Source organism: Gimesia algae, assembly GCF_007746795.1.
GTDB classification, from domain to species: domain Bacteria; phylum Planctomycetota; class Planctomycetia; order Planctomycetales; family Planctomycetaceae; genus Gimesia; species Gimesia algae.
This window is the reverse complement of sequence record NZ_CP036343.1, coordinates 2,702,922-2,716,121: the sequence shown is the minus strand read 5'-3', so window position 1 is coordinate 2,716,121 and position 13,200 is coordinate 2,702,922. Positions and strand designations below refer to the sequence as shown.

General features: G+C 47.8%; 8 protein-coding genes. All 8 read right to left on the bottom strand.

The features are described 5' to 3' along the window. Positions 1–7: 7 nt before the first annotated feature. Positions 8–1,042, bottom strand: a complete 1,035-nt coding sequence (locus Pan161_RS09855) for a succinylglutamate desuccinylase/aspartoacylase family protein (protein WP_145226311.1) — start codon at positions 1,040–1,042, stop codon at positions 8–10. A gap of 40 nt (positions 1,043–1,082) precedes the next feature. After that, positions 1,083–2,201, bottom strand: a complete 1,119-nt coding sequence (locus Pan161_RS09850) for a mandelate racemase/muconate lactonizing enzyme family protein (protein WP_145226309.1) — start codon at positions 2,199–2,201, stop codon at positions 1,083–1,085. Between the two features lie 43 nt (positions 2,202–2,244). After that, positions 2,245–3,651 carry a DUF1501 domain-containing protein gene (locus tag Pan161_RS09845; protein ID WP_145226307.1) on the bottom strand — a complete coding sequence of 469 codons (1,407 nt, stop codon included), beginning with the start codon at positions 3,649–3,651 and terminating at the stop codon, positions 2,245–2,247. Between the two features lie 16 nt (positions 3,652–3,667). After that, a complete protein-coding gene (locus Pan161_RS09840) occupies positions 3,668–7,036 on the bottom strand; it encodes a PSD1 and planctomycete cytochrome C domain-containing protein (protein ID WP_145226304.1) in 3,369 nt (1,122 codons plus the stop codon). Positions 7,037–7,078: 42 nt separating this feature from the next. Next, a complete protein-coding gene (locus tag Pan161_RS09835; RefSeq protein WP_145226302.1) occupies positions 7,079–7,699 on the bottom strand; it encodes a GntR family transcriptional regulator in 621 nt (206 codons plus the stop codon). A gap of 621 nt (positions 7,700–8,320) precedes the next feature. Further along, positions 8,321–9,781: a glycosyltransferase family 2 protein gene (locus Pan161_RS09830; protein WP_145226300.1), complete on the bottom strand. Its 1,461-nt coding sequence runs from the start codon at positions 9,779–9,781 to the stop codon at positions 8,321–8,323. A gap of 287 nt (positions 9,782–10,068) precedes the next feature. Continuing rightward, positions 10,069–12,189 carry a serine/threonine-protein kinase gene (locus tag Pan161_RS09825; protein ID WP_145226299.1) on the bottom strand — a complete coding sequence of 707 codons (2,121 nt, stop codon included), beginning with the start codon at positions 12,187–12,189 and terminating at the stop codon, positions 10,069–10,071. Positions 12,190–12,208: 19 nt separating this feature from the next. Further along, complete coding sequence (locus tag Pan161_RS09820) at positions 12,209–12,823, bottom strand: RNA polymerase sigma factor (protein WP_145226297.1); 615 nt, start codon at positions 12,821–12,823, stop codon at positions 12,209–12,211. Between the last annotated feature and the right edge of the window lie 377 nt (positions 12,824–13,200).

Here is a 13,200-nt window from a genome sequence, read left to right as displayed (position 1 = left end):
GCTGCCGTTAGGAAAACGTTTTCAGAACATCAGCATCCACATCATGGGCAAGACAGAACAGGATATCGCCTTGACTGGTCAGGGTGGGACCCCGATGAGCTATTGCGATTCCCTTCGAGGGAGCGTGGATGATGGTCGGTTCTCGATCGGGGCGTTCCAGAAAATGCAGTGCCCCTAAAGGCTGGTCTCCTGAGACATCCGCACCGACATCGACAAAGCTTTCGAAGATACCTGATTCCGGTGAGAAAATATAATCTTCCGCGTCCAGCGCCTGGATCCAGCGAGTCGGTGGCAGACCCAGATCAACGCGTGAGGTTTCTTGACCGGCAAGTACTTTCAGGTGGATGAGTACGTTCTGCAGCCCAGACTGGCAGAGTCGATGTACGGCTGCGTTGGTGACTTCGCCACCGCCCATTTCCGTTGTGACGACAGTTTTGCCCATATTTTCTGCTTCGACGGGGAGCAGTCCTTTACCGGCGATGTCGGCATACAAAAAGGAGAAATCTGTATTGTAAGCTTCCGTCGCAGCCGCCATTCGACGGAGTTGTTCGCGATTTTCGACGAGATGCATATGAGCGCAAGGATAGAAATACACGCCGCGACCACCGGTATGCAGGTCAATGACGACATCGACGTTGGGAAAGATTTCATGGGTCAGGTAATGGGCCATAATATCAGTGACAGTGCCTTCGGCATTTCCGGGGAAAGAGCGATTCAGATTTTTTCCATCCAGGGGAGAGAGACGCGTTGCAGCTTTGGCAGCGGGCATGTTGATTGCCGGGATGAAGATAATGCGTCCGGAAATTTCTTCCAGGTTTAACGATTTCATCAGTTTCATGATGGCAATCTGACCAGGATATTCATCGCCATGGTTTCCCGCCATCAGTAGAACGGTGGGTCCTTCGCCGCGCGCCATTGTTGATATGGGAATCTGCAGCTGTGCCCAGCCACTCAAATTGTAAGAAAAGGGGATATTGAGTGTCCCCCATTGAATGCCGGGCTTATTGAAGTCAATCCTGGTGCTGATTGGAGTTTGAGACATGTTGAAGCTTCTTTTAATAAGTGGGGGAACTGCATTAATTTCAGTTCGATTCAGCGACGATATGTGCTGCAACGAAATCTTCATTCAGAGTGATGCCGAGACCGGGACGGTTGGGTACCTGAATCACTCCATTTTCAGCTTGTACTTTTTCGAGAGTCAACTCGTGTCGCAGTGGCTCATCTTCCACACAGTCTTCGAAGATGAAGGCATCTTTGCAGGTGGCCAGCCAGTGCAGACTGGCGGCGACAGTAATTGGACTGGTGTAACAGTGATTACAGGGACGGGCACCGATTTCTGCGACCCGTTGTTTCAGGTAACTGGCTTCGGTAAATCCATTGCGGGCGAGGTCGATCTGATAGACATCCAGGGCGCGTTGTTCAAAGTAGGGGCGGAACGATTCGCGACCACACTCTTCTTCGCCGGCAGCGATGGGAACCGGAGAGCGATCTTTCAGCCAGGCATAGCCGGCGATGTCATGAGGAAAGAGAGGTTCTTCGAGCCAGCCGATATTGTATTCGGAGAAAGCGTGTGCCCGTTGTAATGCGGTACGAGCATCCCAGACACAGCCGGCATCAATCAATAAAATACCATCGCCCATCCCTTCACGTGCTCCCGCGACCAGTTCAATATCAAGCTGTTCTGACTGACCCATTGGTTCCCAGCCAAATTTGACTGCAGTGTAACCATTTTCAATCCAGCGCTGACCGATGTCACAGGTTTCCTGACCATCTTTACCAAACAGGATAGAGGCATACGCCTGGAATTCAGAGTGATACTGTCCCCCCAGCAAGCGATGGATGGGTTCCCCAAAGTGTTTGCCTTTCAGGTCCCAGAGAGCCATATCGATGGCTGCCATCGCGGTGATGGTGACACCGGTTCTGCCGAAGTACATGGTGTGGCGATACATTTTCTGCCAGAGACGTTCAGTTTCGAGCGGGTTTTCTCCGATGAGTAGTTCTCGCAAACCGCAGGCCACATTATGACTGTAGGGGGCATCAATGATGGCTTTGACGACTTCTGGTGAGGAGTCCGCTTCCCCGATGCCTTCCAGGCCATTGTCCGTTTTAATGCGGACCAGCACCGAATCCTGACAGCTGGCTGTTTTGTTGGTGACAGAACCGGAACGTAAGATCTGGCAGGTGATTTGTTCAATTTTCATTGATGTTGTGAGCCTTGGCAGAAAAGAATTAGGGAACAGTAGGTTATGAGATAATGTCTTTGACGACATGACCGTGGACGTCGGTTAAACGAAAGTCCCGTCCGGCGTATCGATAGGTGAGTCGTTCGTGATCGATTCCCAGCAAATGCAGCATTGTCGCGTGCAGGTCATGGACGTGGACTTTATTTTCTGATGCAGCGAAACCTGTTTCATCAGTGGCACCGTGGACGTATCCCCCTTTGACGCCGCCTCCGGCCATCCACATGCTGAAGCCGTAGTGGTTATGGTCACGTCCACTCATGGAAGGGAGTTCTGCGACCGGGGTTCTGCCAAATTCGCCTCCCCAAAGCAGCAGGGTGGAATCAAGCATACCCCGTTGTTTCAAATCCGTCAGAAACGCGGCGATGGGCTGGTCCCATTGTCCACATAGACGTCGCAAGTTTTTTTCGATGCCACTATGATTGTCCCATTCCTGTCCGCCACTATGCCAGACCTGAATGAAGCGTACTCCTTTTTCCAGAAGACGACGGGTCATTAACAGTTGGCGTCCCTGTAAGCCGTCTCCATACATTTCCTGTATATGTTTGGGTTCTTTGGAGAGATCGAGCACATCCGATGCTGCAAACTGCATGCGGTAAGCCAGTTCGAAAGACTGGATTCGCGCTTCGAGCAGTGAGTCGTGGCCCCGTTGATCCAGATGGCGTTGATTAATTTTCTGTAGTAGATCCAGCTGACGTCGTTGTCGTTTTGGCGTTTGGGGATTGCTGATATTTTCAATCAGGCGGGAAACTGAAGTCTCTTTGGTATCGAGATGTGTTCCCTGGAAGGCACCTGGCAGAAAGGCGGAACGCCAGTTTTTGGGTCCGACGACGGGAAAGCCGTTCGGGCAGAGCACGACAAAGCCGGGTAGATTTTCATTGAGTGAACCGAGGCCATAATTCACCCAGGATCCGAAGCTGGGGCGTGGCAGTGCATTGTCTCCGCAGTTCATGAGTAATAGAGAAGGTTCATGATTGGGAATATCAGAATGCATTGAGCGGATGATACACATCTCATCAATATGGGCTGCAGTTTTGTCAAACAGTTCACTGACCTCAATGCCGGACTCGCCATACTTTTTAAACTGGAAAGGGGACCCCAGTGCGCCGGCTGTTTTACGTTCTGTGGGCAGGTTTGGATTGGGCAGAGGTTTTCCGTGAAACTTTTTGAGTAGCGGTTTAGGGTCGAAGGTGTCGACATGTGAGGGGCCCCCGTTCATAAACAGATGCACGACCTGCTTGGCTTGAGCCGGATGATGTCGTGTGACTGGCATTTCTCTGCCGGCAGCTTGGGCATTTTCCCGCGCGGTGAGTTCTGCCAGCGCCAGCATACCCATTCCCATGCCAGAGCGGGTCAGCAATTCACGCCGGGAAAATTGTGGTGCCAGTCGTGTAAGCTGGGTGAGGGACATAATACGTTCCTGCTGGTTAATCGATAAACTGAAATTCATTGGATAAGAGGAGAATCTGAGCAAGACTCTGCCAGGAAGTAACTGGTACTGGTGCGGGTTTGCGAAAATCTTTGGAATAGTTCCACTGTCGAACCAGTGGTGGCTGTGGTTCGGATTTGGAGACGGTTGTTAATTCAGGTGAGTTTGCTGTGATATCCAGCGACCAGATAAACGAATCAAAGCCAAGATGTCCTGCAATATCGACGACGAAATCGATCGTCTGATTTTTCTTCAGTTTGATTGATTTAATATCAGTTTTTGCAGTGTTTTCATGTAGTGTCCAGGGACCGAGTGCCAACTGATTATTGACGAGTACTCGACCGCGAATTCCATTTCCCTGTGGGAGTTCGTGTTTGAGAACGCCTGTCAGAGACACCGTTATTTCGTCAGGAGCGCGCCAGCGGATTACAGCGACATGATCCAGATCATTACCGGGGTGCCCGCCGGTCTGGTCTAAAAAGACCCAACCGATTTTGGAATCGGGCAGACGATCTCCCCCCTGATACTGTTTACCATTCCAGTGCAGTAAGGGTTGGAAATCGCTCAGAGTTTTTGTAATCAGGTCATAGGAGGCATAGCCGTACTCCCATTCGGAACGAGTTGGTTCTGTTTTGAGTTTGATCTGATCTTTAGCGACGAATTCAAGCATCTCACTGATTTCCGATTGAGTCGGATCGCGTTGCAATATGCTCCGATAGAGATGTTGAATCCCCGCTGTTGGAGTTTCAGCCTGTTCTGATTCATTACCCAGGATGAACGCAGATTTCAGGACCAGAGGGTGATTCATCAGAAACAGCGACTGTCCGGGAACCGAAGTCGAATTGCGGGTGCCTGTACTGACATCTGGAGAGGGGAAGTCGAAAGTTCGCAGCAGGCCTGGAACCTCCTGGCGGTTGATGAAAGTGTAGAGGGTACGACGACGATTGGAATCAGAGGTAATCCCCGAGACCGATTTGCCGCCGACTGTTGAATCCAGTTGATGGCTTACCTGGAGCAGGGTATCGCGCATCGATTCGAAGTCCTGTCGACGACGATTCATTCTCCATAGCAGTTTGTTGGCGGGATCAAGTTTCTCCCCCGTTTCGTGGGAAATGCTTGATTGCTGGTAAGTTGCTGACTGCATGATGTAGCGATGGAGTTTTTTAATCGACCAGCCATTTTGTATGAACCAGGTAGCGAGATGATCCAGCAACTCCGGATGCGAAGGGCGAGCCCCCTGTATTCCAAAGTCACTGGGAGTGGAGACGATACCCTGGCCAAAATGATGCTGCCAGACTCGGTTCACGATGACGCGGGCGGTGAGTGGATTCCGGGAAGAGGAAATCGCGTTGGCCAGTTCCAGTCTCCCACTTCCCTGTTGAAACTGTTCGTCCGATACCTGTTCGAAATAACTCAGGTACTTTCTGGTGACCGGTTGACCCGGTGATCCGGGGTTACCCCGTTTGAAAACGCGCGGTTCGATGATTTGATCGGCGTCACGGAGCGTCATCATTTGCGCGAGTTCAATTGGTGCCTGAGCGCGCGCCTGATCGAGCGCGGCATTTAATGCTTTCACTTTTTCCTGAAGTTTTCTGTCTGGAAAGAGTTTTAGAACCGTATACCCGTGCAAAGGAATGGTCAGGGGTGAATGTGGGCTGTAAAACGAATCCAGATATTGCCGTCTGGCAATAGGAAACGGTTGCTGATTTTGTTTCTGTTCTGGTTTTCTGGCCACGACAATTCTGTGAGCCCAATCGTGATCGATCTCATGGAAGAGTGTTGCGTAGCCACGAATGATGTCATTGAATTGCCGTGGATTCTTTTTCAACAGATGAGAGGCAAGCAGGCTTTGAACTGAATCAGGATTAGATGCAGCAATGATCCGTTCGAGTACATCCGCCGCCTGGGAGGCAAACATTTGCTCAGGAATCGAGTCCAGTTTCTGCCAGATCGAAAACACCGGGTCCGCAGATTTTTCAGTGATGTCAAGAAATTCCTGCCAGAGCAGTAACACTTCAGGATTGAGATCATCGCCATCCACGATCACGTCGAATTTGACGGTGTCCGGACCCTGTCTGCGTGACTGTGCGACAATCAGATATTCTGCCAGGCGTTCCGAAGTGTCCTGTAATACTTTTTGGTGTTGTCCTTCGTACAGGTTGTTCAGCTCTCTGGCTGCGGATTGCATTTTTACTGCTTGTTCCTGAAGCTCAGACGAGAGATGATTCTGTTTGCGAAACGGAAGATCAAGGGGTACAAGTGAATTTCGAAAGACACCATACAGCGAATAATAATCTTCGGTGGAAACAGGATCATATTTATGGTTGTGACAACGGGCACATCCGACGGTTAGACCCAGGAAACCACGCGTGACCACATCGATGCGGTCAGAAATGATGTCATGTATATCATTTTTGAAGCGTGGTCCAAGGGTGATGAAACCGAGTGCTGCCTGTGATTCATGAGGCAGCTCTTCTTTCAGGTAATCGGCGGCGAGTTGTTCACGGATGAACTGGTCGAAGGGCTTGTCCTGATTCAAGCTGTTGATCACATAGTCACGGTATGTGTAGGCGAAGTGGAAGGCAGGTTTCTCGAAAAAAACGTATCCTTTGGTATCCGCATAACGTGCCAGATCGAGCCAGTGTCTGCCCCAGCGCTCACCGTAATGCAGGGAAGCCAGTTGTGCTGTGACTGCTGAATCAACCATCGATTTCTGATCGTTACTTGTGAAGCTCTGAATCTGCTCCTGTGTGGGCAGCAATCCCGTCAGGTCCCAGAAAATGCGTTTCAGGAGTACGGCAGATATCGCTGTGGGCGCTGGCTGCAGTCCTGCCTTTTCGAGTCGGGAGAGAATAAAATAGTCGATGTTATTATGTGGCCAGTCCTTATTTTTTACCGGTGGAATGGCGGGGTCTTGAATAGGCTGAAATGACCAGTGTTTTGTGTAGTCAATGGTGGTTGGCTGTTTCGAATCTGCAGATTGAGGCCAGACGGCTCCCTGTCTGATCCAGACTGACAGGATTTCTATTTCACCTGGTGTCAGAGAATTATCGGGCGGCATTTCCAGAGATTCACGACGGACGGCACTCATCAACAGGCTGTTTTCTGGATGATTCACCTTAACAGCCGGGCCACTTTCCCCTCCTTTCAGCAGCGCGGGACGGGAATCCAGTCTCAGTTCGGCAAACTGTTTTTTCGCGCCATGACATTCCTGACAGTGCTTGATCAATAAGGGACGCACATGTTGTTCAAAATACAGCTCTTTTTCGCGGTGAGTGGGCTGAGTCGGTTCTGCTGAAAGGCATTCGACGGGTGAGAGCCAGATCAGTATGAAAAGCCCGATCAGACTGTACAGAAAGAATTTCATCGCTTGATTTTCCGGATAGTTCCAATCAGCATTTCAGCTGAATTATTCGATGTGATTTTCTATGGTCTGTAATACTTCTGCCAGACTGCCGTCACGAAGCGCCTCGATGATCGGTAGATGTTCCTCATAGATCTGGATGGGATTTTGATATTGCAGATGTGATTCCCGAAAGTGCCTGCGGATACGTGAAACCATGGCCGACCAGATGGCTAACAGATCAGGAGAATTGGCTTGCTTGACGAGGGCACGGTGAAAGGCAATATCATGTTCGGAAATCAGGGCAAAGTCTTTGGCCTCGCACGCCTGTTTCATCTTATTCAGAATCGTTTCCCAGGCAAGAAAGTCGTCTTCCGTCAACTGGTCGAATAACAGTCGAATGGCATATTTTTCAATAGTACAGCGAAGTGGGATAATTAATTCGGTGATTTCATCGGGAGCTGATGTGGAGACCAGTGCTCCCTTATTCCGATCCGTCTCGACAACGCCTTCCCAGGCCAGTTTCTGGATGGCTTCCCGGATCGGGCCACGACTGACAGAGAATCGTTTCGCAAGGTCGACCTCGCGCAGTCGTTCTCCCTCAGCTATCCTGCCGGAGAGAATATCTTCGCGAAGACGTTCCACGATCTGTTCGCCGAGTCCACGGACCAACTGAGGCTCATTCATTTGGAATCCTTGAGCAGTAGAAGTTCTTATGTCGTATTTATCGTTTAATGTTAATTGTTAACAATGGAAAGTCAAATGAAAATAGATGAGACTGACCTACTAGATGCAAATTTACCGTAATATGACGTTAGGTGTTCTAAATATCACTTAGTTGTGTTGTCTGTAAATGATAATTCCTGAATTGTGGACAAAAGACAAATCTGTTGCCTGGATTAATATAATTCAGTTGATGTGATGATAACGTATTGTTTATAAGGTGTTATTATTAAAAGGCTTGTGCCTATTAATGTAGGTTGGTTCAAGGGTTGCTGTTGTGTTGACATCTGATTAGAATAAAGTTCTGTAATAATATATATAAATGAACAAAAGATCTGTTCTTGTTATTTTTCTTTTCAAAAAGAGATCAAAATATGAAATATTTTGGGAAGAAATCGAATCTTGGTCACTATATGCATGGTAGAGGGTGTTATTCATTTTTGTGATATGCATCAATGAACTCATCATAGAAATGCACGGGCTCACTTGCTTATTGAGCACACAAGGTTAGGGGACTAGTGCCTGCTTCCTATCATTGTGTACGTGGGCTCGTGCTTTCTTTTTTGTCTCCCGTTATTGTAGCCCTTAGTACAATATCTCGTTGGTAGACTTTGCATGGCCACAGTGCACCGATGGCAGCATCAGTAGGACACCATCCAATGACTTCAGTTGGGAACACCATTCCCAGTCATGAGCAGGTATATTTCTGTAGTGGCTATTCCAGTAACGAGGTGTTCGATCTTTCCAGTACATCAGGCAGCCAGTTCCGCAATAATCTACTGCGCGGGTTTCGTTGCCAATATCAGAAAAGGCTTTCACAACATGATGGTCATCAAACTGACCGCCGACAAATTGTGTTTCTGTATGTCGATTGCGATAGCATCCGGAGACCGCATTGGGGGGGACCCAATCAGCTGTCAAGTTTGAGATTAAATTCACGCCTGCTTCCAGTGGGACCAGGATGTCATCTTCAATCAGCCAGTGAATGTCCCCCCGCATTTCAACCCGCAATCGATTGCAAGCCCGGGCCATAAAACGTGCTGTCTGGTCTCTGCGTTCTTTTTCATTGGAAAAAGTGACAGAACTCGGGTACGGAAGTATTCGAATGGTTTCAAATGTATTGACGTATCGACTGGCTTCGGCTCTTATCTTTCTCAGTGTATCGGTGTTGTTTGTATTATCGAGAAGCACCAATTCTGCTGGTTCAGAGCTGTTGATCAGATTCACTGATTGTGTGATGGCAGAAATCCACTGGGGAAAGAAGTCAGCCACTCTACCACTGATTATCGAACCGATACTGATACGCGAGCAGATTTGGCGCATCTGTGGCAGTAGGATTTCCTGGCGCTGCTGATATTTCGTTTTGATATTTGCTGACCAGGAACCTGCATGCTGACGATACAGTAGAATCGCATTACTGCGTACAGGTGTGCCCAGCCGGGAACCTCGTAATGCCAGATCCCAGTCCCACATGGTATTGATCTTATTTCGCCAACGGCCTGCAGTTTCAAATGCCTGGCGATTCCAGAGGGCCGATGTATTCACAAAATTTCTTAACCAGAGCCTTCCATCTGTCCATTCCGGGGCATTCCAGAGCGTGGAGTAATCTCCAAACGCTTCTGCACCCCCATAGACAAACGGGGTCTCTGGGGTCATTTTTTCGAGATGTTTTTCCACATAGTCTTTCGGCAGGATGTCATCCCCATCCAGAAACAGGAGGTATTCCCCTTTTGCGAGTTCTGCACCTCTGTTTCGTGTTTCACAAACACCGGTATGACAGGGAGACTTTAGAAGAATCAATCCCTGATTCTGATACTGTCGAGCGATGTTGATTGAATCATCAAAGCTGCAGTCATCTGCGTAAATCACTTCGCACGGAATGCTCTGATTGAAAGCTGACTCGATCGTCTCAGCCAGATAGGCTGAGTTATTACGGGCTGCTATGACAATACTGATCTGTGGAGATCGAGCGGGGATGTGTTGCTTGCAAGGTTTTTGTTTTATGGCAGACTGAGTGTCATACGGCCATATCGCGTTTCCAACCATGAGTGTAGCCCTTTATTCATGGATAATGTGGAGAAAAAAATCAGCATTTATGTAGTATTCAGAAGGGCACGGACGGGTCAAGATGAGAAATCAGATTTCGTCTGTTTCAGGTAATGAATCAAATCTGATAGTGAGGGTTACGGGAGTTAATGCAGAATAATGCAGTTCAACTAGAGAAAGTGTGGTTGTAATCGCTTTGACCGTGTCCAGTTTTAATGTAGTGTCTCCAGGGCCATTTGGATCGAGTATAATAGATTGAGCGACGCTATAGTTTAATGTGATGCGCTCTAATATTTGATGGGGTCTCTACCCGTATAAGCATTTCTGATTTCCTGAATTCCCTGATCTGAAATTTTAGAACCTTCAAGATACAGATGCTTCATTCGGTTCAGCTTAATCAGATCTGGAATTGAATTATCAGTAATCTGCGTGTCTTTAATATTCAACCACTCCAGACGGGGATTGTGATTTATAAATTTGAGCCCGCTGTCAGTGATATTGAGTCGGTCCAGGTTGATTGAACTCAACTTTTTTAGATCAGCCAGAGCCAGGAGACCCTCGTCAGTGATCTCACGATTTTTCTGAAGCGAAATGTGCGTCAGGTTAAGCAGGCTGCTAATGTGAGAGAGGCCTGCATTTGTCAAACCCGTTTCATGCAAATCCAGAGTTTTTAGGGTTAACTTTCCATTGAGAGGAGCAAGTGCATCATCCATGACATGGCAGTCTTCCAGACGCAGGATCTCTAGTTTTGCCAACCCCTTGAGTGGTGCCATAATCTCGCGCGTGACTTTCTGGGGATGAAACTTGATCTGTCTGATAAAAAAATCGGCTTCTGGTAAATTCTGCGATTGGGTTACTGGTTCATAGATTCCATCGATCACGATTTCGCAGTCATGATTCAGGAGCCAGACTGCTGCTTCGCGTTCAATTTGAGCCTGATCAGGTGATGGCATAATAAGATGTCTTGGCGCTGGATCTGGTTCCTCTAAGGGGGGAGGGAGAGGGAACAGGGCCTTGCCAATGCCCCATGTTCCCAGACCAAACAGCAGGATCAGTGCCAAAAACAGAATGCCCCGTTTTTGATTCACGAAATGCTTCGACGCTTGCATCTGTGTACTGACATCTGTGGACATGACCTCAATCGGTGGCGTCAGAATGGTATGCTTGCAGAGTTCAATTAATTCCCGGCTTTCGCTTAGATAGGTTTCCGCCGATTCATTGAGAGGAATTTCGTTTTGCTGGCTCAGAAATCGGTCCAGTATTTCCACAATTTCTGCCATAGTCTGAATTCTATCGACAGGATCTTTTTTCATCATCGACTGAAACAGTTCCTCCAGCTGTTCTGGAATCTCCGGAATCAGATCTGACAGTCGGGGAGCCGTCTCTTCACGATGTGCAAGAATTGTGGCAATCTGGGTTTCCTGTTTAAACGGAGTCTGTCCGGTCAGCAGTTTATAAAACGTGCATCCCAGGCTGTAGATATCTGCCCGATGATCGATTGTTTTGACACTGTGTGCCTGTTCGGGCGCCATATAATGCACACTCCCCATGATACACTGACTGTCTGTCAGATCACTCAAGTGTTTATTCGTCTGGCTCAGGCCAGCTAACCCGAGGTCTAAAACTTTCACTTCACCTTGCAGGGTGAGAAAAAGATTTGATGGTTTAATATCTCGGTGAATGAGATTGTGATTATGAATATATTGCAAACCATTGGCGACCTGCCGCACAATATAACAGGCAGAAGTAATTGAGATTTTTTTTTCAGATTTGATTATTGTTTTCAAATCATGGCCAGATAAATATTCCATGACTAGAAAACAAGTTTCATCGACCTCACCGGCGTCGGTGGCTTTGACGATATTGGGATGATCTAACCGTCCGATCAGTTCCATCTCTCGATAGAACCTTTGTGTCTGTGTGTCATTGTCCCATTGGTTATTTAACAGTAATTTGAGGACAACCTGTTTCTTCAGACGAGCATGGATGGCCCTGTAGACTACACCCATCCCTCCCTGGCCAATTTTCTCAACGAGATGGTAATTTCCAACGACCCTGATTGTAATCTGATTCAATTCCTCATCGACTTGACTGTGAATTCCAGATCCGGGGTGTGGGCTCGGCGAATAGGCGGTTGACGGTGGCTGATTGATGGAAGAGATTGTCGAGTTGAAAATACGATCCAGTTGTTGTTCTGAAAAAGGATGGTGCTCTGAACTACCGGACTGATTTTGCCGTTGCTGGCATTCTTGCCAGTTCTTCAGTTCCTTGTCCTCCGAGTAGTTCTCGGTTCGCTTCTGACAACTTGCGCATTGATTCAGATGTTCTTGGACGTACTGATTCTCAAGTTCATCAAGCTCATTGCAGAGATAATGAACGATTTGGCTGTCTGAAATACACTTTTGCATAAATAGCCCGAAATTAACGTCATTTTTGAAACACAACACTGTCGAATGAAAGGCGCTGTATCTCCTCTTTCAGTTTTTTCTGCACAAGAAATTTTGCTTTATAGATCCAGGTGATTTCCGAACTCAGTTTTTCTGCAGCCTGCTGCGCGCCAAGATCTTCGATCCAGGTCAGTTCGAATGCTTTCCAGGTCTGATCGTCAAACAGGGGTTGAATATTTTTCAGGGCAGTCGTGTAAATATGGCTGCAGAATTCATCAGCCCAGGCGGCATCTGATTCACCTGCCTGCTCATTGATCGCCTCCTGTAGGCCGGGCGTTCCTGACTGATTCTGGAATCGTTTATTTTTCTTGAAATAATGGCAGATCTCGTGATAGGTTACCGTTCCCAGCCAGGAACGAAACCGCCCCAGTTTACGATTATATTCAAATGAATGCATTGAACTGCTGATCTGTTGAAACACTTCCTGGCATACATCTTCAGCGTCGCATTCGCTGAGGCGAAACTTACGGCAATGATTGTAAATAAGAGGACCGTAGATGCGAACAAATTCCCTCCATGCTTCGGAATCTGTCTGAAATCGAACTCGATTCAAAAGAGTGATATGAGTCGAAGGCCAGTCAGGGCTATAGTTCATGAATCAGTTCCTCGGTGAAGGGCTTCTATGTGTTTGTTTGCCAGCTTCGTTTAGTGAACCTATGAATCTCAGTTTGCGACTCATTGACCATTCAATGCAACAGCATAATCATTTCCTGTTTCAGAAGATGGATTGGTCTAAGACTCAATTTACTCAAACTGGTGCTCGAATGAAATAAAAATATCCGGTAAGTCTGAGAAGAGTGTCTAAATTCAATTGAAAATCACTACAGATGAGACACCAGTTCCAGAATACTTGAGTTAGAATGTGTCCAGTTTTACTGTAGCGTCTCCAGGGCGATTTGGGGCGAGTATAATAGATTGAGAGACGCTATGGTTTAATGTGATGCGCTCTAGTACACCACCAGAGTGCCATCG